Annotated in this window: 23 protein-coding genes; 8 read left to right on the top strand and 15 right to left on the bottom strand. The window is 61.5% G+C overall.

Going from position 1 to position 21693, the window contains the following annotated elements; translation table 11 throughout:
* Positions 1-82: 82 nt before the first annotated feature.
* The 4 genes from AC07FD_RS24005 to AC07FD_RS23990 all read right to left on the bottom strand — a co-directional run bounded on the left by AC07FD_RS24005 (position 83) and on the right by AC07FD_RS23990 (position 2105).
* Positions 83-244 carry a hypothetical protein gene (locus AC07FD_RS24005; protein ID WP_478351858.1) on the bottom strand — a complete coding sequence of 54 codons (162 nt, stop codon included), beginning with the start codon at positions 242-244 and terminating at the stop codon, positions 83-85.
* Complete coding sequence (locus tag AC07FD_RS24000) at positions 241-447, bottom strand: helix-turn-helix transcriptional regulator (RefSeq protein WP_478351857.1); 207 nt, start codon at positions 445-447, stop codon at positions 241-243. The genes AC07FD_RS24005 and AC07FD_RS24000 overlap by 4 nt, the downstream gene beginning before the upstream one ends.
* Positions 448-513: 66 nt before the next feature.
* The gene (locus AC07FD_RS23995; RefSeq protein WP_478351856.1) at positions 514-900 is read right to left on the bottom strand and encodes a hypothetical protein; all 387 of its coding nucleotides are present in this window, start codon (positions 898-900) and stop codon (positions 514-516) included.
* Entirely contained in the window at positions 900-2105 is a 1206-nt protein-coding gene (locus AC07FD_RS23990) for a tyrosine-type recombinase/integrase (protein WP_478351855.1), read from the bottom strand. The genes AC07FD_RS23995 and AC07FD_RS23990 overlap by 1 nt, the downstream gene beginning before the upstream one ends.
* 528 nt (positions 2106-2633) lie before the next feature.
* Here AC07FD_RS23990 and AC07FD_RS23985 point away from each other — a divergent pair.
* The 4 genes from AC07FD_RS23985 to AC07FD_RS23970 all read left to right on the top strand — a co-directional run bounded on the left by AC07FD_RS23985 (position 2634) and on the right by AC07FD_RS23970 (position 5903).
* Positions 2634-3020, top strand: coding sequence for a hypothetical protein (locus tag AC07FD_RS23985; RefSeq protein ID WP_478351854.1), 387 nt, complete (start codon positions 2634-2636; stop codon positions 3018-3020).
* Between the two features lie 1844 nt (positions 3021-4864).
* Positions 4865-5047, top strand: a complete 183-nt coding sequence (locus AC07FD_RS23980) for a DUF7689 domain-containing protein (protein ID WP_478351865.1) — start codon at positions 4865-4867, stop codon at positions 5045-5047.
* A 290-nt stretch (positions 5048-5337) separates the two neighbouring features.
* Positions 5338-5520 carry a hypothetical protein gene (locus AC07FD_RS23975; protein ID WP_478351853.1) on the top strand — a complete coding sequence of 61 codons (183 nt, stop codon included), beginning with the start codon at positions 5338-5340 and terminating at the stop codon, positions 5518-5520.
* A gap of 116 nt (positions 5521-5636) precedes the next feature.
* A complete protein-coding gene (locus AC07FD_RS23970) occupies positions 5637-5903 on the top strand; it encodes a hypothetical protein (protein WP_478351852.1) in 267 nt (88 codons plus the stop codon).
* 10 nt (positions 5904-5913) lie between these two features.
* On the opposite strand, the gene AC07FD_RS23965 is transcribed toward AC07FD_RS23970, so the two are convergent.
* The 4 genes from AC07FD_RS23965 to AC07FD_RS23950 all read right to left on the bottom strand — a co-directional run bounded on the left by AC07FD_RS23965 (position 5914) and on the right by AC07FD_RS23950 (position 10522).
* Positions 5914-7188, bottom strand: a complete 1275-nt coding sequence (locus AC07FD_RS23965) for an O-antigen ligase family protein (RefSeq protein WP_478351851.1) — start codon at positions 7186-7188, stop codon at positions 5914-5916.
* Positions 7185-8723 (bottom strand): undecaprenyl-phosphate glucose phosphotransferase, encoded by a 1539-nt coding sequence (locus tag AC07FD_RS23960; protein ID WP_478351850.1) that lies wholly within the window; start codon positions 8721-8723, stop codon positions 7185-7187. The genes AC07FD_RS23965 and AC07FD_RS23960 overlap by 4 nt, the downstream gene beginning before the upstream one ends.
* Positions 8724-8819: 96 nt before the next feature.
* On the bottom strand, positions 8820-9950 hold the full coding sequence (locus AC07FD_RS23955) for a glycosyltransferase family 4 protein (RefSeq protein WP_478351849.1): 1131 nt from the start codon (positions 9948-9950) through the stop codon (positions 8820-8822).
* An 8-nt stretch (positions 9951-9958) separates the two neighbouring features.
* Positions 9959-10522: a polysaccharide biosynthesis/export family protein gene (locus AC07FD_RS23950; protein WP_478351848.1), complete on the bottom strand. Its 564-nt coding sequence runs from the start codon at positions 10520-10522 to the stop codon at positions 9959-9961.
* Between the two features lie 258 nt (positions 10523-10780).
* Here AC07FD_RS23950 and AC07FD_RS23945 point away from each other — a divergent pair, with 258 nt between their 5' ends.
* Positions 10781-13090: a GumC family protein gene (locus AC07FD_RS23945; protein WP_478351847.1), complete on the top strand. Its 2310-nt coding sequence runs from the start codon at positions 10781-10783 to the stop codon at positions 13088-13090.
* Positions 13091-13126: 36 nt separating this feature from the next.
* On the opposite strand, the gene AC07FD_RS23940 is transcribed toward AC07FD_RS23945, so the two are convergent.
* Positions 13127-13963: a GNAT family N-acetyltransferase gene (locus tag AC07FD_RS23940; protein ID WP_478351846.1), complete on the bottom strand. Its 837-nt coding sequence runs from the start codon at positions 13961-13963 to the stop codon at positions 13127-13129.
* A gap of 101 nt (positions 13964-14064) precedes the next feature.
* Positions 14065-15294, bottom strand: coding sequence for a GNAT family N-acetyltransferase (locus AC07FD_RS23935; RefSeq protein ID WP_478351845.1), 1230 nt, complete (start codon positions 15292-15294; stop codon positions 14065-14067).
* A 91-nt stretch (positions 15295-15385) separates the two neighbouring features.
* On the opposite strand from AC07FD_RS23935, the gene AC07FD_RS23930 reads away from it, so the two are divergent.
* Positions 15386-16444: a polysaccharide deacetylase family protein gene (locus tag AC07FD_RS23930; protein ID WP_478351844.1), complete on the top strand. Its 1059-nt coding sequence runs from the start codon at positions 15386-15388 to the stop codon at positions 16442-16444.
* 23 nt (positions 16445-16467) lie between these two features.
* Here the strand turns inward: AC07FD_RS23930 and AC07FD_RS23925 are convergent, their stop codons facing one another.
* Positions 16468-16683, bottom strand: a complete 216-nt coding sequence (locus AC07FD_RS23925; RefSeq protein ID WP_478351843.1) for a DUF2842 domain-containing protein — start codon at positions 16681-16683, stop codon at positions 16468-16470.
* A gap of 186 nt (positions 16684-16869) precedes the next feature.
* Between AC07FD_RS23925 and AC07FD_RS23920 the strand changes: the two genes are divergently transcribed.
* Positions 16870-17961 (top strand): COX15/CtaA family protein, encoded by a 1092-nt coding sequence (locus tag AC07FD_RS23920; protein ID WP_478351842.1) that lies wholly within the window; start codon positions 16870-16872, stop codon positions 17959-17961.
* A 19-nt stretch (positions 17962-17980) separates the two neighbouring features.
* On the opposite strand, the gene AC07FD_RS23915 is transcribed toward AC07FD_RS23920, so the two are convergent.
* From AC07FD_RS23915 to speB, 4 genes are all read right to left on the bottom strand, one after another.
* Complete coding sequence (locus tag AC07FD_RS23915; RefSeq protein ID WP_478351841.1) at positions 17981-18304, bottom strand: hypothetical protein; 324 nt, start codon at positions 18302-18304, stop codon at positions 17981-17983.
* Positions 18305-18386: 82 nt separating this feature from the next.
* Positions 18387-19229: an aminoglycoside phosphotransferase family protein gene (locus tag AC07FD_RS23910; protein ID WP_478351864.1), complete on the bottom strand. Its 843-nt coding sequence runs from the start codon at positions 19227-19229 to the stop codon at positions 18387-18389.
* Complete coding sequence (gene argC / locus AC07FD_RS23905) at positions 19226-20152, bottom strand: N-acetyl-gamma-glutamyl-phosphate reductase (RefSeq protein WP_478351840.1); 927 nt, start codon at positions 20150-20152, stop codon at positions 19226-19228. The genes AC07FD_RS23910 and argC overlap by 4 nt, the downstream gene beginning before the upstream one ends.
* Positions 20153-20182: 30 nt before the next feature.
* Entirely contained in the window at positions 20183-21193 is a 1011-nt protein-coding gene (gene speB / locus AC07FD_RS23900) for an agmatinase (RefSeq protein WP_478351839.1), read from the bottom strand.
* On the opposite strand from speB, the gene AC07FD_RS23895 reads away from it, so the two are divergent.
* A partial coding sequence (locus AC07FD_RS23895) for an acyltransferase family protein (RefSeq protein WP_478351838.1) occupies positions 21177-21693 on the top strand: 517 nt, incomplete at its 3' end. The two genes, speB and AC07FD_RS23895, sit on opposite strands and share 17 nt — an antisense overlap.

Raw genomic sequence — 21693 nt, 5'->3', positions numbered from 1 at the left:
GTGGTGAGCGCCCGCGGCTCGCGGGGGATGGTTTGCGAAGGGGCGATGGCCGCAGGCAGATTGGTTTAGGCGCCGGCAGTGTCTATGAACTGCGCGTCTCATAGATGGAGCCGAGCTTGAAATCTGGCTCATCCCAAGGGGAAGTCGTAGACTGTTCGGCCGCGACCTTGGCCTGCAATGCCGCGACGACGGCGACAAGTTCGGCGACAAGTTCGGCGCGGGTCATTGTGGTGTAGCGGCTCATGCGGCTGCCCTCATCGCGAGTGCGTTGTCGTTGGCCGCCACCCGCTTTGACGCCATCCATGAGTCGAGGTCGTCAGTCGAATAGATGACGGACGATCCCAATTTGAAGAAAGCCGGGCCGCCGCCGTAGCAGCGGAGTTTGTCAAGCAGGGATTTTGAAAGGCCGAGGTATTCGGCCGCCTGTCGTACGCGTATGTTTGCCATTCTACCTCCGTGCTGGTTGTTGCATGGAGAAACAATATGCGTTTTCGCCTACGCGGTTTAGGCAAACTAATCGTAATATTCTGCAGTGGCCTCATCGTGGGCCGCCTTCGCTTCTTCGAACTTGCGGACACAATTTCGAATGTGTGTGTCAGAATATCCGTACTTAGTTGTCAGTTGCACGACCGCATCGTCATACAGAATACCAGCATCACGCAGCCAACCAAATTCCTCACCGATCTCATACCAATGAGCGGGAAGCGCCCTTGGCCTTCCCTTGCCGCGTTTCTTGGGTGACCTAATTATTTCGGCAGCAAGTCGCTGGACGACTTCGTCGGCTTTTCCCGCACGCAAGAGATCCACCATTAAGGTTTTGGCGTCTTCGGTTCTTCCTTCGCTCAGAGCTGCCTCAATTGGCACAGCCTGAAGCGAGAAACCCTTTGGCAGTGGCGGCATCATCTGCCTCCGATCGCAACGGCGATCTTATTAGCGATAGCATTTGCGGCGGCGCGCGTTGGGTCAACATGCAAGTGCGCATACCGTTGCGTGGTAGCGGCATCAGCATGGCCGAGCAGCTTGCCAATGGTCAGCAACGACATACCGTCACCGGCGCCCACACTGGCAAATGTGTGGCGAAGATCGTGCAGATGGACGTCCGAAAGACTCGCTCTGCTCGCAATTGCCGCCCATGGCTTTTTAAGGTCGGACCGCGGCTTCTCATCTTCGGTTGCTGCGGATTGGCCGGCGATGACGTACTTGCCCACGTGCGGCAGGCTATCAATCTCAGCCTGCGCCGCCGCCGAAAGCACCACGGTCTTTCTCCCCGTCTTGCTATCTGGGAGTAGGAGCAGACCGCGCTTTGCATCATAATCGTCCCAGCGCAGATTGAGTATCTCGCGCAGCCGACACCCGGTCAGCATCAACAGACGAATGGCACCCGTGACGTGCGGTCCGTATACGGTGCGGGTTTTCACCTTCGCGGCGTGTTTTGATTCCGATGGCTTGTGCGGGATCCCAATCGTTTCCGCTTCGCGCAGCGCATCGCCAAGGCGCGTCATCTCTTCGTCTGTTAGATAGCGCTCGCGGGATTCCTCCCTATTCCGCTCAATTGCGGCCGCAGGATTCATGCCTTCTGGTACGTAGCCTCGCTTCGACCCCCATGTGTAGGCCGCAGACAAAAGCGCCATTGCTCTGTTAGCTGAATACCGCGCCCGCTTCGACATCTTGGTGTGCGCCCGCTGAACATCGACGCGGGTTACGGCAACGGCTCTACTGGCGCCAAGATGCGGCCCGATGTGGGTTTTCAGGGTTACGGTGTAGAAATCGCGGCTCGACTGTTTCATATCCTTGCCAGCGATGTAGTCCTCCACCAACTCTTTGACTGTGCCGCTCGCGCGCTCGTCGGCCCGGTCCTTGGCAAGGTCTTTCCCTAGCCCTGCGTGGGCGATTGCCTTGCGTGCAGCCTCCCGCGCCTCGTTGGCCTTAAGCGTGCCTACCCGGCCCAGTTTGAGCCGCTTCTTGACGCCGCCAGCAACAGGTCGGAATTCTGCGAAGAATGTGCCAGTGCCCGCAGCGGTGCGGTAACAACCAAATCCCGTGAGATCGGAGTCGAAATAGAATTCGGTCCTATTCGGTAGGGCCGAATCCATGATCTCGGCCACCTTGTCTGCCGTTAGTTTTATAGCCACTACCAACCCCCGTTATAGCCACATTGTAGCCAGTATATTGGGGCAAGGCTCGATCAAGTCAAGTGGGCATAGGTTGCATAACGTTGCAAATCATGGCGTGTGCGTCACATCGTGCAACGCTAGGAATGGCTATAAAACGTATATTACAAAACTGGTGGTCAAGGGGTCGTCGGTTCGAATCCGGCCACTCCGACCATTTAAAAAACAAGGACTTACCCCCAAAGTCCTACCTTCCAAAAATAGCTGAAAAATCCGTCTGGGTAACAAAACCGGCGAATGACAACAAGCAGATACAGGACAAAGCGGCCCAGGTAGCCACCACGGCTCTCCCAAGTAACTGAAGAGCCGTGGCTACCGCCCCCCGGCCTATGCTGCTGCATATTAGAGCGAGCTTACGGAAGTTTGCGTGCAACGCAATATCTTTGTTGCGCTGCACCATGATTTTCTACCGACCGCCCATCGCGGTCGGCACTACCGGCCTAGCCGGTTTCTCCAGATGGGATGACCACCCATGACCAACTCATCATTCATCAGCAGACCACGCTTGCTGTGCCGCGAACGCAGCGGGGAGCCGTTTCACTGCAATACGAAAGAAGAGCGTGCTGCCCTACGCGCCAGGCTGGCCATGAACAAGCAGGACGAGCAACGTCGCATGGACGCCTGAGCGGCTACGACTTCTTTGAGGATCTCGTAGAGGCTGGAATTGTTGAGAACCGCCGCGAGGTGCCGCGCGATTTGGCAGAGGAAACTTGGCGTCGCATTGGCAATGATGTTCTCGATTACATGGTGGAATTCCACCGCGGCTTCGTGCCCCCGGAGCGGCCTATCTGGGCAGAGCGTGAGTTCGGCCCACCCGATAGGAAGAAGCGGCACGCTGGGATGCGCTAGAAGGAATAGGCGTCGCGCAGAATCATCTGCATCTACCGCGGTCGATGTGGCCGCGGTTTATGGTCGACGCCTGCGGATGAAGAGGATCTCTGAAATAGGATTGCCAACTTGTAACTTGGAAAAAGGGGAAAACAAGTATTTACAAGGCCATCTCGCTTGGCTGCTCGATGAGTTGGAAATCAAAGATCCCCATGGAAAAGGTGAACGTGCCGCCGTCCGTTTTATCCGGAGTCTACGCCACCCTAAGTCGCGGTTTTAAGGGCGAGGATTTCAACTTGATGTTTAGCAAGAGCGTCTTATTCGTAGAGTACACGGAAACACGCTTGAAGAGGGCGCGCGCAAAATCAAAACGGTCTGTGCCCTCCTTCCTCGCGGCAGTGTCGCAGCGTGCGGATAATGACAATCCGGGAACGGAGTTTTCTAGGTAGGAGCGCCGGCCGCCTAAATCGGCCACTGGCTGAAAGCGCGCCGTCTCAGGAAACAACATGACCACCACACAACGCGGCCGCGGCGCTCGCAAATGCGCGGCGTCGCATCGATGTCGCTCGCGCCGAGACGGCAATGAGGCTGCGCGGCATCCTGCAGGGGGCAACCCCGTAGGAAACTAGCCCGCCAATCTTTACCGGCCCCTCATTTCTGCGTGGCCAAAAAATCTGAGATGTTCTTAAAGGTTTCGGGATCGTGGATGGCCGCCTCAAGATGGATCTGTAGGGTGGCATCCTCTTGAAACATTTTGAGCATGTCTCGGATTAGAAATACCGCCAGATCTCCCGATCTCCCGCTGAACTGACTATCGAGATGGGCTGCACAAGCAACCTCGAGGTCGTTTAGGAGATCACGGAAGGCGCCAGTCCAATCTGGATTATCGGCCCCGTCGACACCATATGGATCTATCCGCGAAAGTGCATCTATTCGCGAACGAATATTCCATGGATAGTGGCCATAGCACTGGCAGAAACTGCCAGCTTGTCTGATTTGAGCTGACGAAACACTACCCAGAGGCCTATTAGTGCCAAGGGGAATCCGAAAATTGTTACAAGATCTGCGCCGTAGCTGAGACTCACGGCTTCTTCTCACCACCGGTCCGCGATTTTGCCCCCAACCTGTCCATGTAGTGAGCGACTGTGACTTTATTGGCATCGCGGCCGGCGGCGCTAATTCCAGTTTTATACGTGTGCTCTCTCTCAAATTTCAATCGGCGTATGTTCGCAACAAAAGTAACTAAGCACACAAGCGCAACAATTGGAAGCAAACAAAGAATATCAAGGTATTCATGTCTTCATTATCCTCAGACGTCTTGGATTTTCACCAAGTCTTGCCTTATTATTCTCTGTAGAGATCACGTTAGAGTTGGGCAGCAGCAGATTTCTTCCCAATTTTCGGCCTACCAATGCCCGCGTGCGCTACACCGCGTCGGTCGCCAGCACTGGACTGCCAGCCTCAGTATAGCACTCCGGCTCCTTGGATAAACAGCCAAGCTCATTGCGACTACTTTTAAGGAATTCCACCACATGACCAACACTGACCAACGCGCCGCGGCGCGAACGCTGAACTGCGGCCGGGAGGTAGGATAATGCCCAGTCGTCCTATTCGCGGTGTATGGCTCCAGACCCCGTTGCCGCCACGCATCAGCGGGGTCACTACTCGCCGCACCGGGCTGGTTACGCCCATCGCACTCGGTCGCGCCAAGCCAGCCGTTATCGGCACCGGTAGGGTCGACGGCATCCCGGTCTATGGTTTGACCGCGGTCGTTGTCACCAACTACACCGAGCCGGAACTCGGCCTAAGTATGCCGCATGTTCCGCTTCCGGAGCCAACGACCGTCGTAACGGTCAGCGTCGGGTATCTTCTCTGCAAGGATTACTTCGGCCGCGGCTACCCATGCAGCCCGCCAACTGCAGGATGGAAGCTGGACGCACAAACTTGGACAGGATTTAGATTTGACGGCTTCGCTCACCGCTCTGGAAGGGCAGATCTACGGCAAGGTTGTTCAAGTGTTGAGACGGAAGCTCCCTAATCCAGCGTAGGTCGGGCGGCTCTCTGATGCGCGATAGCGAACTGACTGCGCGACCGGGCAAGGGCTGGACACCTTGGGAAGAGGGTCAAGGCGACTCCGACATCGAAAAGATATGGTGGGCGGCAATCGATTTCCCAATCCGGTCTGCTCAACCACCAAGAAACCCGAAATGCGGATCCCTTCTATTGTGCCCGCCGCGGGAGCAACCGGCGGCAGCCACATAGTTCCGTTGTGGACCCGCCTGACGTGGTGACATGATAGCAGTCAAGACTGCCTTCATTGTCTCGCAGGAACGGTCGTATGGACAAGAAAGAAGCCGCCCATGAGATAATGCAGATCGTCAGGGGCGATCTGGCGAGCGCCAGAGACGCGGCACAAGGACAGCCATCCTGGCGACTGATCGATGAGGCGATGTCTAACCTCAGGCGGATCGCCTCGATTTTGAACCATGACGACAGAGAGCCGCCCAAACCCGCCTATTGATATTGTCAAAGTCCCCTTCTGCCATCCAGATACCAAGCGCACTGCACCGAACAGGGAACTGCGGTAATCTCGGCTGGCTCTGCGCTTTTCTTGAAAGGTCCGAAAAGGAGGTTGACGTGAAGATCAGGACGACAAGACACAATCACCCCGGTGAACCCGGCGTCATTCTGCTCGACCAGTCATTGCAAAACATGATCGTGGCGACCGACATACGCGATGGCGCAACGACGCTGTTCGGGACAGTAAATCTGCAGGTGAATTATTCCGGGCAGTACGACATCAGAGTCGAATTATCGCCAGGGGAACTCACGCAGGTCTACCAGCTGCTGGTCAAAAATCTCCTCGAGAAAATACAGGAACTTACGAGCGCTCAAAATCCTTGACGCTCGCAAATCAACCGCCTTCTACAGCTCGCCTTCCACCTTGGGCTTGAACCGGGTCCGGCCGCAACAGCCGCTGGTGTCTATACTCCAGCGCGATGGCTCCCCAGATCAGGCCGAGCAGCAGGTAGACGTGGCGCCAGTGGTCGATGTCGATGAAGGTGCCGAGCCCGATATTGCCGATGAAGGCGACATAGGCGCACAACAAATAGGGTTGCCACGGCCGGTCGCGAAGCAGGATGCGGAATCCGGCTGCTATCGTCCAGGCGACGAGCGTCAGGAACGACACGAAGCCCAGCCAGCCATAGTCCATCAGCATCTTCAGCCAGATATCGTGCGTGTCTTCGCCAAAGATCGTGCCGAAGACCAGCGGGCCGATGCCGAACGGATGCTCGAGCGCCATCTGGAAGCCGATTGCGTAGCGGGCGAAGCGGCCGAGGCGGGCGGTGTCGTAACTCTGTTCGAGATGGGCGCGGTTGGAAAACATCTCCGACACGCCGGGCAGCTGCAGGATGACGATCATGGCGACGACCAGCAGCGACAGCGCGGCAACCGTCATCACCACCACGCGCAGCCGGAACATGCCGCTGGCGCTCTGCAGGAACAGGCAGCCGGTGAGCAGGACAGCCGAAACGGCGAACATGCCCCAGGCGCCGCGCGAGAAGGAAAAGAAGATGCCGGCGGTGATGATCAGCAGCGGCACCGCCAGCAGCGGCATGCGCGTGACCGGGCCGGTCAAAAGCAGATAGAGCAGATAGATGCCGGGCAGCACCAGGAACGGTCCGAACACATTCGGGTCCTGGAAGGCACCGGCGGCACGGTCGTATTTGGTGAACATCTCGGCGCCCGGAAAGGCGTGGAAATAGCCCGCTATGCCAAGCAGCGAGGTTATCACCGCCGACACGACATAGGCGAAGAAGATCAGCCGGTAGAGGCTGGGCTGCACCGCGGTCACCGAGGCGAAGAACACCGCGGTGAAGGCGAGAAACAGCGAGACGGCGAGATAGAGAGGCGTGTTGGCGAGATCCGCCATCTGCGTCATCGCCATCATGCCACCGATGTTCATCGTCACCAGCAGCACCAGCAGTGGCATTGCCGCGCGCGACAGCCTGAGGCCAAAGAGAGCCCAGATGGCGATCAGCCCGGCCATGTAGAGTTCATAGGGCGCCGGTTCGCTGATGACGAAGCCGGACAGGAATATGCCGACGAACACCGCCGCCGAGGAAATCAGCGCGATCAGCTTGGCGTTGACCGCGGCCTGCGGCAGCTCATGGGAAATCGCGCTCAATAGGCGTTTTCCGTGTTCAGCAGCCTGGCCGGCGTCAGGAATAGGATCCGCAAGTCGAACAGCAGCGACCAGTTCTCGATGTAATAGAGGTCGTACTCCGTCCGCATGCGGATCTTCTCGTTGGTGTCCATCTCGCCGCGCCAGCCATTGATCTGCGCCCAGCCGGTGACGCCGGGCTTGACCTTGTGACGCGCGAAATAGCCGTCGACCACTTCGTTGTAGAGAAGGTTGTGCGACTGCGCGGCGATGGCGTGCGGACGCGGGCCGACCAGCGACAGCGAACCCAGCAGCGAGTTGAAGAACTGCGGCAGCTCGTCGATCGAGGTCTTGCGGATGAAGCGGCCGACGCGGGTGACGCGCGGGTCGTTCTTGGTCACCGTCTGCTTGGCGGATGGATCAGCCTTGTCCGTATACATCGAGCGGAACTTGTAGACCTCGATGATTTCATTGTTGAAGCCGTGCCGCTTCTGGTGAAACAGCACCGGCCCCTTGCTGTCGAGCTTGATGGCGATAGCGGTCGCCAGCATCACCGGCGAGAACACCACAATGCCGATCAGGCTGAAGACGATGTCAAAGGCGCGCTTGGCGACCGAATCCCAGTCGTTGATCGGCCTGTCGAAGATATCGAGCATCGGCACCGAGCCGATGTAGGAATAGGCGCGCGGGCGAAACTGCAGCGCGTTGGAATGCGCCGACAGCCGGATGTCGACCGGCAACACCCACAGCTTCTTCAACAGCTGCAGCACGCGCGATTCGGCGGTCAGCGGCAGCGATACGATCAGCATGTCGATGCGGGCGATGCGGGCGAACTCGATCAGCTCCGAAATGGTGCCGAGCTTGGGATAACCGGCGACAATGGGCGGTGAGCGCTTGTCGCCGCGATCGTCGAAGATGCCGCAGATGCGGATGTCGTTATAGGGCTGCTTTTCGACCGAGCGGATCAGCATTTCAGCCGCCTTGCCACCGCCGACTATGACGGCGCGCCGCTCCATGCGGCCATCGCGCGCCCAGCGCCGGATCAGCTTCGACATCACCAGCCTGAGGCCGAAGAGGAGAACGAAGCCGATGACGAACCAGGTGCCGAACAGAAGGCGCGAATAGTCTTCCGACATCTTCATGACGAATGCCATCAGCGCCATGAGGGCGAAAGTGCCGGCCCAGACCAGCAGCACGCGGCCGAAATTGGCGATGGGCCGCATCAGGGCCACGATCTGGTAGCAGTCGGTGACGTCGAGCAGCACCACGGCAAGGAACGACGAAGCGGCGATCGTCAGCGGGTATTGCCAGGCGAGATAGTTGAAGAACCCGACATAGTAGAAATAGATGCCGAGCCCGGACAGCAGCAGCAAGCCGAATTCGACCATGCGCAGCACGCCGCTGACCATGATCGGCGACATGGTATCGCGCCTGTACTGCGAGGCGACCTGGCGGGCGACATCGTTCATGCCGCCGGGCGGCGTGTCGCCTTCGGCCGGGCCGTCGAATTTACGCACCGCCTCTGGTGAAAAGCGGCGCGCGGGGTCGATCTCGTTCATGGGGCTTTCCGCAAGCTTCCCTACGGTGAATAGCAAAAGAGAGCTAAGAAAGCCTTGAAACAACAAGTGGCTTTGAAACGGCCTGGGGCTTGAGGCCTATTTGTTGATCGCGGCGAAGTAGGCCTTCTCGATGTCGGCGGCCATCACATCGGCGCCGAAGCGTGCCTTGAGGCTGGCGCCATCCGGCATCAGCTTGCGATAGGCGGCGAGGTCGCCCAGCGCCTGGCTCACCTTGTCGGCAAGCTCGACTGGGCCAGGCCGGATCAGCGCAGGGGAGCCGGAGCCGAAGATCTCCGGTATGCCGCCGACGGACGTGGCGATCATCGGCTTACCGGCGGCAAGAGTCTCCAGGACGATATAGGGCATGGCTTCGGCCCGCGAGGGAACGATGACGAGTGCCGCCAGCGCGAAAGCCTCCCTGGCCGGCATCGGCGGCAGGAAGCGGACGAAGCCCTCAAGCCCGAGGCGTTTCACCTGGGCGTGGTAGCGGGGCAGGTCGTCGCCGGAGCCGACCATCACCGCGGTCAGCGCGCGGCCGAGCCGGGGGCCGGCGAGGGCCAGCGCGTCGATGAAGATGTCGGGACCCTTCAGGTGGCGCATCATGCCGATATAGAGCAGATCGGCTGCGTCGGGCCCGGTGATCGCCGGCGCGAATTCGGCGGCGCGCAATCCGTTGTAGACAAGGGTGTTGGGGATCTGCGGCTCTCCGACCTTGCGGCGATAGGTTCGCCTTTCGTAGTCGGAGACAAACAGCAGGTGGTCGGTGAAGCGTGCCATGAAGCGCTCGAGCGCGAAGAACAGCTTTCCGGTGGTCGTGTTCTCGTCATAGTGGAGAGAGCCACCATGCGGCGAATAAAGGCGGGCTACGCGAGACCTTGATACCCGCAACAATGAGCCGAACAGACGGGTATAGGCGCCACCCTTGGCGCCGTGCCCGTGCAACACGTCCGGCCGCAATTCCTTGATGATCCTGTAAGTGCGCCAGGCCGACGCAAGGTCGCCCGGGCCGACATGGCGCTGCATCGGCGTGCGATGGATGCCGAGCGCCAGCATATCTTTCATCTGCTCGAACAGACGTTCCTCGAACTCGCCGCCGGTCGTCGAATCGCAGACGATGCCGACGGAATGTCCGGCAGCGACCTGCGCCTCGGTCAGGTCGCGCACATGGCGGAAAATTCCTCCGACGGGTGAGCGAAAGCAATGGACGATCCTGAGGTTGTCCACCACGTGGGTCGTCAGAACAGGCGTTCGCGGACGTAGACTGTATCGCCCGGCAGCAGCGGGTCGGACGTGACCACACGGCCGGTCATCACCTTACCGTTGATGTCGCGGGTGATGTCGACGCTTTCCTGATTGGCGCGCGGGGTGAAACCGCCAGCGATGGCGATTGCCTTCTGCACCGTCAGGCCGGGCACGTACGAGTATTGGCCGGCGGCGCCCACTTCGCCCATGACGAAGATCGGACGGTAGCGGTCGATCTCGACCGAAACGTCGGGATCGCGCAGATAGCCTTGTCGCAATTTGTCGGCGATTTCCTTTTCCATCTGCTGCGCTGTGTGGCCGCGCGCCGGTACGGCGCCGACAAGCGGGAAGGAGAGGTAGCCGGACTGGTCGACGCTGTAGGTGTTGGTCAGCCCGTCCTGCTCGAACACAGTGACCCGGACGCGGTCGCCGGCGCCAAGACGATAGGGCTGGTCGAGCACCTCGTGGAAGGCTGCCGGCGTCGGCCGGTAGCTGGAACAGCCGGCAAGCATCGATACGGCAAGCAGCGCGCGAAACAGGAAAGCAGTGCTTTTCATGACCGGACAGGTACCTTCGACTGGTCGCTGCAGCCCCGCAGCAACTCTAGGGATCGAGGTCCGTTATCATCCTGTTAGGGTTAATGGCCGGTAAAGGGAGCGGCCGACACGGCGCGCGCCGGCGAGAGTTTTCCGATTTTTTGGCGGTTTTGTTTGGCGTCCGCCAGTAAACCCTAACGCAAACTTACGGCTATCTTAACGGCTGAGTTACCATAGTTGTTTACGGTGTGTCCTGACCCAGTATCGGAGTAGGGATGCATGTCCGTTCAGTCCGCGGCCGCAGATGTTGACGTCGATCTCAGGCAGCTCTTCGCCAGTCTGGCGAGGAACTGGCTGCGCATCCTCGTCGTCGCACTGGTGGTGACCGGCGCGGCTTTCGCGCTCGCCTCGTTTGCCACGCGCCACTACAAGGCTCAGACCCAGGTAGAGATTGCGCCGCGTGAGTCCGTTTATACGCGGCCGGCCAGCAACAACGACGCCGACAAGCCAATTCTCGATGAACAGGGCGTCGCCACCCAGGTCCAGATCATTTCCTCCAACGAAATCCTCAAGCAGGTCGCGCAAAAGCTTGGTCTGGAGAAGCTGCCCGAGTTCGACGAAGCACTCGACATGTCGCCGTTGAGCCGCGCTCTGATCCTCGTCGGTCTGAAGAGCGACCCGATGGAAATTCCGACGGAAGAGCGCGTCCTCAAGAAAATGCATGAGAAGCTCAACGTCTATAGCGTCGAGAAGACCCGCATCATTGCCATTGAGTTCTCATCGGAAGATCCCAAGCTCGCGGCTGCCGTACCAGATGCCATTGCCGCCGCCTATATCGCGGGGCAAGGGGCCGCCAAGCTCGAATCGAACAACGCCGCCGCTGATTTTCTGGCGCCGGAGATCGCCGACCTGCAGCAGAAGGTTAGGGATGCCGAGGCCAAGGTTGCCACCTACCGTGCGCAATCAGACCTTTTGATGGGCGGCAACAATTCCGTGCTTGCCACGCAGCAGCTTTCCGAACTGTCGAGCGAACTGATGCGTGTGCGCGCCAACCGCGCCTCGGCGGAAGCGACCGCCGATAGCGTGCGCAAGGCGTTGCAGGGTGGCGGCTCGCTCGATGCCGTGCCTGAGGTCTTGTCTTCCGATCTGATCCAGCGCCTGCGCGAGCGGCAGGTCGAGCTCAGGGCCAACATCGCCGATCTTTCCACCACCTTGCTCGACAATCATCCGCGCATCCGGGCGTTGAAGTCTCAGCTTGCCGATCTCGACGGCCAGATCCGCAACGAGGCGCAAAAGCTGATGAAGGGTCTGATGACCCAGGCGCAGACCGCGCAGGCTCGTGAGAACCAGCTCGTCGCCGACGTCAACACATTGAAGGCGGCATCGGCCCGCGCCGGCGAACAGCAGGTCGAACTTGACGCCCTGCAGCGTGATGCGGCCGCCAAGCGCCAGCAGCTCGAATCGTACCAGGCGAACTACCTCAGCGCGGCGTCGCGCAAGGATCGCAACTATCTGCCCGTCGATGCACGGGTGGTTTCCCTGGCGCAGGTGCCGTCCGAGCCCTATTTCCCGAAGGTCCTGCCCATCGTCAGTGCCGCCTTCGTCGCGTCGCTGCTGGTCATGGCCATCGTGACGCTCCTGCGGGAGCTGTTTTCTGGCCGCGCCATGCGGCCGGCGACCGGTTCCCGCTTCGAACGCATCGATGAGGTCGCGATGCCCCATGTAGCTCAGGCGCCTGATAGGATCGCGATGCCGGCTGTCCACCAGGAGCCCGTCGTCCTCCAGGCCCCGGTCCTTCGCCCGGAGATGGGAGAAGATCCGGCTGACACGAGGTCGGAGCCCTACACAGCCGCGATGCCCTATGCCACTGCAATGCCCGAGACCGACGTGCCTTATGCGCATGCGGCCGAAGCGCCTGATATGGTCGCGATGACCGAAGCAGCGACAGCGCAGGAGACGACTGCCGAGGCCGAACCGGTGCGTTCCACCCTGGGCGAGATCGACATCGAGAAGGCCGCCGAAAAGCTGATCGCCAGCGGTGCGGCGCGCGCCATATTCGTCTCGCCAGAGGGCGACGAGGCTGCCGCATCGGCGGTCCTGGTGGCACGCGAGGTCGCCGACGCCGGCCTGCGCGTCCTGCTGCTGGACCTTACCGCTTCGGGGGCCGCCTCGCGGCCGATGCTGGACAGCGGCCTTTTCCCCGGCATCACCAACCTGCTCGCTTCGGAAGCGCAGTTCAGCGACGTCATCCATGCCGATCTCTATTCGGACTGTCACGTCATTCCTGTCGGCACCGCCGATCCGGTCCGCGCCATGCGCGCCGCCGACCGGCTGCCGATCATCATGCAGTCGCTGACCACAGCCTATGATCTGGTCGTGGTCGAATGCGGACCGGCCGACGCGCAAGGCATCAGCCGCCTGGCCGGCGATGCCACCGAGGTGTTGCTGTCCATGCTGGAGCCGGACGATGAAGTGACGCAGGCCGCGGTCAAGCTGATCGAAAGCGGCTATCCCGACCTGACGCTGGTGACGCCGCTCGGCCACGAGCCGCCCGGCAATCCGGTGCCGGGACGGCGCTCGGCGGCCTGAAGAGACGCAGATCCCAGGGCGGACGCTCCGCCTGATCTATCCCAATTCCAGGGTCGTCACGCCGAACAACCGTTGCAGGCCGAGCTGCGGGGCCGGGCCCTTGTACATGCGAGTGGTCTTGAAGGTCGGCGCAAAGCCGGCCGCCTCGAGTGCCGCAATGAAGCCGGCCTTTTCGGCGGGAACGTCGATGTGCAGGTCACCGCCCTCGCAGGCCCCCGCCAGTCCGTCCAGCAGCTGCAGCGCCGTGTCGTTGCTGTCTGCGAACAGCGGGCCGATCTTGAAGCCTGAGCGGCACGGCCGGGCCACGGCATAGCCGGTGGTGCCGCGCGAGTTGATGGCCGCCAGCCCATGATGCGGCGCCTGCAGCCATCGCTGGAGGAAGGCTCGCCGGGGTGCCGGAAAACAATATGCGTCATAAGCGATGATGTCGGGCACGAGCTTGGCCGTCACCGTGTGCAACCCATCGGCCTTGACCGTCGAACCTGCGGCGCGGCCGCTATAGCGGATGGTCTCGTAGGCGGGTTCGAAGCCCTTGCGCCTGTAATTGGCGCGCTGCTCGGCGACACCGTCGAGGCCGACGGTCCTGCCGGCAAGCCTGTCCATGCCGGCGTCCCACCCCGCCTTGCCGTAGCCTTTGCCGCGCTTGTCCGGCCGGCAGATGTAGAGGCCGATGAAGCCGAATCCGCTTCCATAGGCCACTGCCGAGATTGCCGCGACCATTTCGTCGCCGGCAAAGGCGCCGATAAAGCCTGCGGGATCCGCAGCCTGGAACATCGCCGCGTCTTCAAGACCAGGGTTCCAGCCTTCCGCCGCCGCCCAGTCGATGAGAACCGCCAACTCATGCAGTGACAGCGTGCGGATGGTCGGCATCATCGTCCTCACTCCGTGGCGACAGCTTAAGGCCTTGGCGACATCGAGGCCGATCTCGATCTCCGAGTCAAAGCCGCCCTTAGAGAAGCCCTGAATTTCCGAAACTAGCTCGCATTCTCGCCGGTTATGGGCGCTGCTTGTCCGGCAGTCTTGCGGCGCAGCATCTTGGTCAGCTTCCAGATCGTCGGGCTGTTCTTGATGAAGGCTTTGAACCTTGCGCCTTGCCGGAGCGTCACCGCCAGCGCGCGGCCCTTCAGTGTCAAGGGAACCAGCACCTCGAAATGCTGGGTTTCGATATCGCACCATAGCCGCTTGTAGGGCTCGTCGCCGACAGAGAAGTCATAGACGGCAAAACCGGTCTCGCAGGCTTCCTGGATGTTGTCGAAGAACAGGAAGTCGCCGGGACTGGTGTTGCCGAGATCGTCCTCGGCGATCGCTCCGAACTCGCAGATCAGGCGCTTGCCCGAGCGGCTTGACCCGGTGACGGCGCGGAGCTTGCCGGCCACCTCGAGCCCGTGCAGCAGGAAGGAGGGCTTGTCCTCGGCAAGCGCGTGCGTGAACAGCGCGCGGAAGAAGGCGCGCACCTGCTCGTCGCCAAAGACGTTGGAGATGCCCATCTTGCGGAAGCGGAATTCCTTCATCTCGAAAAAGGCATCGAGCAGCCTGTCCACCTCGTCCGCCGTGCGCGCCTCGATGCGTCGGTGGCGGCCCACAGCCTCGAACTTGCGCATCTGCGAGCGGTGCTTCTTGCGCTTGCGCTTGCCGCTGGCGCGCAACAGCAGCGCATCGAAGCCACCGCCGAGATCGACGGCCAGCGACAAGTTTGGGCTGGCAAAATGGTCAAGCAAGGCGAGTGGATTGGTGACACCGTCGAGATCGGGCAGCAACCGCTCGAGCGCGACGAGATCGATGTCCGGGCGTGCCTTGGCGATGGTCGCCAACAGCGATCGAATGGCCGGGATATCCGCCCTGGCCAGCCATTGCGGATCGGCGGCGACGAAGTTGCCGTTGGCGTGGCGGTCGCCCATGAAGCGGGCGACGCGGTACGGACCTTTCGCGGTGACCTCCAGGGCCAGCGAAAAAACCGGCCGGCCTTCGGCGCTGAGCGTCGCTATGAGCAGATCCGGTCCGACGTGCTCGGCCCAGTTCAGGATCCAGCCGGCACTCTGCGCCGGCGCAAACAGGGCCGAGCGGCAGAACTCGGCATAGGCCGCGAGCCCTTCCGCGGATGTCACTGAAATCGACAGGCCGGCCTGGTCTCCCGGCAAGGCTCGCGGCGACGCCTCGGTCGCAGCGAGCCGATTGCCGTCAAATGACGCTGTTGCGTCAACCATACCTCAATCCTTAGGGCGTACTGATGGCGATTTGGGGAGCCGCATAGGCGCATTCCGTGCTTGGTTTAGCCTAGGCGCAAAAGGTGAATGAATGATCGACGGGGGCGAGGCAATCCGGAAACTGGCGCTGAACGTCGCCCGTTATTCCGGTCTTGCACCGCTGGCCAAGCCGTTCATCGGCGGCATTGGCGCCATACTGATGCTGCACCGCGTGACCGCGACGCCCGAAAAGCCCGACAGCGTCAACCGGCATCTGAACATCGCGCCTGGCTTCCTCGATGCCGTGATCGCCGACATGAAGGCGAGCGGCTATGCCTTTGTTTCCATGGATGAAGCGGTCGAGCGCATCAAGGCAGGCGGCAAGGGTGGCGAGTTCGCAACCATCACCGCCGACGACGCCTATCGCGACAACATGACGGAGGCGCTGCCGGTGCTGGAGAAGCACGGCGCGCCGATGATCATCTATGTCGCGCCCGGGCTGATCAACGGCACCGCCGATTTGTGGTGGGATGTGGTCGAGGACATCGTCAACGCGCGCGACAGCCTCACTCTGACACGGCCGAATGGCCCGCTGGTGATCGACTGCTCGACCCCGGCGAAGAAAGTGCAGGCCAATATACGCCTGCATGTCTATCTCACCTCCGAAGTCCGCGAGGAGGACCTGCAAGCCGTGCTGCGTGACCTGGCTCGCTCGAATGGCGTCGACGCCGACGGTCCGCGCCTGCGGACACTGATGACCTGGGATGAAATCCGCAGCATCGCCGCGCATCCGCTGGTGGCGATTGGCGCCCATACGATCAACCACAGCAATCTGAAGCGGCTTTCCGAAACCGATGCGCGGCACGAGATCGGCGCGGTGGGTGACCTGCTGCAGGCCGAACTGGGCGAAAGGCCCAGCCATTTCGCCTATCCCTATGGCTATGCCAGGGCGGTGGGCTGCCGCGAAGTGGGCTTTGCCCGAGACGCCGGCTATGCCTCGGCCGTGACCACGCGCCATGGCGTGCTGCGCGCCGAACATGCCGGGTTCCTGCATGCCTTGCCGCGCATTTCAGTCAACGGCCGCTACCAGAGCCTCGCTCATATCCGCACCATGCTGTCGGGCGTGACCACGCCGCTCGCCAACGCCGGCAAGATGGTCGTGACGATCTGACTGCGGCGGGGCCGGGTTCCGGTTCAGCGCTTCGCCTTCGGCTCCAGCATCAGCCACTTGATGATGCCCATCGCCGGCAGCACCCACAGCAGGCCGCTGAGCAGGAAGAACAGGAAATGCACCCACGGACCCGACTCCGACAGCCGGGCGACCGCGAAGATCGATGCGACCAGCGCGTAGATGATGACCAGTGCCACCAGCAGGAACGCTCCGATCAGCTTTTTCAGGCGCACGGGCATGGTTGGCCTCCTGGTCTAGGCCGCCGGGACCTCGCAGGTCCGGCAAGCTCATGGCTTCGCATAGGCCTTGACGCGACCCTGTGCAACCGGTGAGACGCGGCGCGACGGCGTGCCGCGCCGTCTGGTCTTGCCAGCAAGGGTGCGATGGTCCACCAATCCGCCAAACCAACCTGCCGGGACAAGACCATGGCTGCCATATCAGCTGCCGCGCCTTTCGTGGCCCGCGACCGCGACCTGTATAATCGGGCGCTGCTGCGCGGCTGGCTCTATGTGGTGGTGCTGGTGCTGTTTGCGCTGGTGCTGGTCGGCGGCGCCACCAGGCTCACCGGTGCCGGCCTGTCGATCACGGAGTGGAAGCCGATCCATGGCGTGATACCGCCGCTCAACGACGCCGAGTGGCAGGAGGAATTCCAACTCTACCAGCAGATCCCGCAATATGCCGAGCTCAACAAGGGCATGAACATCGAGGCGTTCAAGTCGATCTTCTGGTGGGAATGGGCGCACCGTATCCTGGCGCGCAGCGTCGGCCTGGTCTTTGCCTTGCCGCTGCTGTTCCTCTGGGCGACGCGCCGCATCGAGCGCGGCCTGGGGCCAAAATTGGTGGGCATCCTTTTGCTCGGCGGCCTGCAGGGCGCCATCGGCTGGTGGATGGTGGCCTCAGGCCTGGTCGACCGGGTCTCGGTCAGCCAGTACCGGCTGGCGACCCATCTGACGCTGGCGGCGTTGATCTTCACCGCCACCATGGTCGTTGCGCGTGGGCTGGCGCCGCATTCCGAACCCGCCGCCGACCGCTCGACGCAGAGGCTGGCCGGTTTCATCGTGTTTCTGGCCTTGATCCAGATCTATCTCGGCGGGCTGGTCGCCGGGCTCGACGCCGGCCTGAGCTACAACACCTGGCCGTTGATGGACGGCAAGCTGATCCCGGGTGATTTGCTGATCCTGGAGCCGGCGTGGCGCAATTTCTTCGAAAGCCCGAAGACGGTGCAGTTCGTCCACCGGCTCGGCGCCTATACGGTGTTCGTCGTGGCCTTGTGGCACATGATCACCACGCGTCGGCGACTGCCTGGAACAACCCATGCCCGCCGCGCGACGCTGTTGTTTGTGCTGGTTTTGGTGCAGGCTTCGATCGGCATCGGCACGCTGCTGATGCATGTGCCGCTGCATATGGCACTGACCCATCAGGGGTTTGCGCTCATCGTGCTGGGCTTTGCCGCCGCGCATTGGCGCGGCACCAAGGGTGCCTATCCCTTGCCGCACGAAATCGCGCTCAGGAGCTGATCCCGAGCCGATCGGCCGGTCACATCCAGAATTCGTTTGACGCTGTCGTCTTCTCGCCGTCGAATTCGGCCTGGCGCAAGGCTGCGGCGGATGGCGTTGACTGGCTCTGAGCGGCCTTGGCCGCCTTGTCGGCGTCGGCGGCCCTGAGTGCATCAAGTTTGGCCTGGGCGACAGCGATATCCTGCTGCACCTGGGCGACCTGGACTTGGTCCTTGATCGCCTTGGCCTGGTCTTCCAGATCCTGGATCTGCTTTTCGAGCGCGGCTTCCTGGGCTCCATTGCTCGATGAACCCGACGAGGAATACTGGGTTGCCTGGGAGGAACCCGAAATCGCGCTGACCATGACAATTCCCTGATGGAGCCACGCAATGTGAGTAGCCCATCATGGTGAACAAGCCATTACCGTCGCCGGTTGACTGGCTGGATCAGAAGCTTGGCCGCACCGCCCGGATCGCCTCGGCGATCGACAATTCGCGGTTCTCCTCGACCGCGTTGTCGTCCTCGTGATGCCAGGAGGCCGACAGGCAACCATAGGCGATGGCATGATCAAGAATGGCGCGCGGAGCCTGGCCCAGCGTTTTGGCGAAGACCTCGGCCATATCTGCGATCCGCTCCGGATCGAGGCAAAGATCGTCCCGGTCGAGCGGGTTGTAGAACATGTTCGCGGCGTCGAAGCCGGGATCGCCAAGTACCCCCTTCGGGTCGATCGCCAGCCAGCCGCGCGGCCCGTGCAGGATGTTGTCGTGATGCAGGTCGCCATGCAGGGGCATGATATCGTGCGGATCGGCCAGTAACCGATCGGCGATTGCCGCGGCCTCGACATAGAGACTGCGATGGCCGGCGTCGCGGTCGGTCGCGGCTTTCCTGAACAGGCTGGGAAACCGCTCCCTGAGCGGCTGAAGCTCGGACGGGAAGGGGTGTTCCGATGGCGAAAACAGTTTTGCCATCACCTCGGCCGCGATTTCAGTCGCGGCGTTGTCGCCCCGCTCATCGAGCACCTCGGAAAGCAGTATTTCGCCGGCATATTCGAGCAGCATGCCGTGGCCGTCGCGGCCAAGCAGGCGCACCGCGCCTTCGCCGCGCCGCCACGCGAGATAATGCTCGCCGCGCAATTCGTCGGCGACGTCATCGAAAGGCTTGAGCGCCTTGACGATCGCCGGAAAACCATCCTCGCGCCGCACCTTCCAGATGCGGCTCGAAAAGGTCTCGGCAATGAGTTCGGGCGCGCTGACCTTCCAGCGTTTCGGAAAGGCAGGCGCGTCCATCAGAGCCCGAGCATCAGATCCATGTTCTGGACGGCGGCACCCGAGGCACCCTTGCCGAGATTGTCGTAGACCGCCAGCAGCAGCGCCTGCGCGCGTTTGTCGTTGGCAAAGACGTAGATCTTCATCCGGTTGGTGCCGTTGTAGATCTCCGGATCGATCTCCGGCATGCGCTCGAGATGGGCATAGGGCGCGACCTCGACCACACCGCCCTCGATGGCGGCGAAATGGTCGGCGATCGCCGCATGAAGCTCCGCACCCGTCGGCACATGGTCGAGACCACCAAGCTGCAGCGGCACCACCGTGATCATGCCTTGCGCGAAATTGCCGACCGCCGGCTGCATGATCGGATCATGCGACAGCCTGGCATAGGCCCTGAGTTCAGGCACGTGCTTGTGCTGCAAGGTGAGGCCATAGGGCAGGAACTCCGAGGCGTCGTCACCCTTGGCGACGTAGTCCTCGATCATCGGCCGTCCGCCGCCCGAATAGCCTGAAATGCCGTTGACCGTGATCGGGAAGCTCGCCGGCAGCAGGCCGGCGGTGACCAGCGGCCGCAGCGTCGCGATCGGTCCCTGCGGCCAGCAGCCGGGGTTGGCGACGCGTCTTGCCGAGGCGATCGTCTTTGCCTGCTCCTTGTCCATCTCGGCGAAACCATATGCCCAGCCTTCGGCGACGCGGTGCGCGGTCGAGGCGTCGATGACCTTGGTGGTGTCGTTGGCGATCAGCGAGACGCTTTCCTTCGCCGCATCATCGGGCAGGCACAGGATGGCGACATCGGCGGCATTGAGGAACTCGGCGCGCGCCGCCGTTTCCTTGCGGCGCTCGGCGGGAACGGAGATGATTTCCAGGTCGCCGCGCTCGGCAAGCAGCGCCCGGATCTGCAGGCCGGTGGTGCCGTGCTCGCCGTCGATGAAGATTTTCGGTTTCATTGCCTGATCAAATTCCCTGATAATTCTAGACTATATGCCCTGACCGTGATTCACCGCGGCACCGTTGTGGTTGCCGTTGTTGTTCAGCTCTTCAAGCCGGGCCTTTCGTTCGGCAAGCAGGCCGAGATACTGCATGGCCACCATCGAGCCGGCAATCGCCGTTATATCGGCGTGATCATAGGCCGGCGCAACCTCGACGACATCGGCGCCGACAATATCGATCTGGTTGAGCTGGCGCAGCGTCGACAGGATCTTTGCCGAGGACGGCCCACCGGCAACCGGCGTGCCGGTACCGGGCGCATAGGCCGGGTCAAGGCAGTCGATGTCGAAGGTGAGATAGGTCTTCCTGCCGCCGGTGCGGTCGACGATGGCGTAGGCGATGTCGGACGCGCGCATCTCCTCGATTTCGTGGCCGTAGAGGATTTTGATGCCGAACGTGTCGGGCGCGTGGGTGCGGATGCCGATCTGGATCGAGCGGTCCGGATCGATGATGCCTTCCTTGACGGCGCGGCCGACGAAGGAGCCGTGGTCGATGCGCTTGCCATCGTCGGGCCAGGTGTCCTGGTGGGCATCGAACTGCACCAGGGCGAGCGGACCGTGGATGGCGGCATGCGCCTTGAGCAGCGGCCAGGTGACGAAATGATCGCCGCCGAGCGTCAACAGGAAGGCGCCCGATTTGAGTATCTTCGCCGCTTCGCGTTCGATGGTGCCGGGCGTCTTCTGGTGGTTGCCCGAGTCGAGCAGGCAATCGCCATAATCGACCACCGCGAGATGCTCGAACAGATCGCGTGAAAACGGGTATTGCGGGTCGTTGTCGAGGATCGCCGAGGCGCGGCGGATCGCCTGCGGCCCGAAGCGGGCGCCGGGCCGGTTGGTGACGGCTGCGTCGAAGGGAATGCCCCATATCACCGCGTCCGCGCCCTTCACGTCCTTCGTATATTTGCGCCGCATGAAGGACAGCGCGCCGGAATAGGTCGGCTCGAGGGCAGCACCCGTTTTGGAGCGGGCGGTGAAGGCATGGTCGATGTTGTTGGTCGCCATTACGGGTCCTTGTTTTTCATCGGGGTGCAACAACTACAGAACCGGCACGGAAGATGCCAGTCACAGCTTGGGGAGACGAAATGGCGCCCCTCAAGTGCCATGGCAAAACAGGATTTGTATCATCATGACGCAGACCGCGTTTCTTAATCCTCCCCGCGTCGTGGTGTCGACCCACACCGGCACGATCGCCGGCGAACGCTTCCTGGTTCTCGATTCGTGGCGTGGCATCTGCGCGCTGCTTGTGGCACTGTTTCACTTCCCGACCGGTTCGACGATTTCGCAAAGCGGCTTCATCGGTTCGTCCTACCTCTTCGTCGACTTCTTCATCGTTCTTTCCGGTTTCGTCATCGCCAGCAGCTACGGCAACCGGCTGAGCGAGCCGGAAGACGTGGCTCGCTTCGCCCTAAGGCTTGTTGAGATTCATCGTGAGTTTATGACGGCAGCAGCAAGATTGATGAAGGCTGCGAAGCTCTGGTCGGTTTTGTCAGCTCGCATGGCGA

It is taken from the genome of Mesorhizobium waitakense (assembly GCF_056431085.1).
Note: the sequence above shows the minus strand (reverse complement) of the source record. Positions and strands in the feature narration are given on the sequence as shown.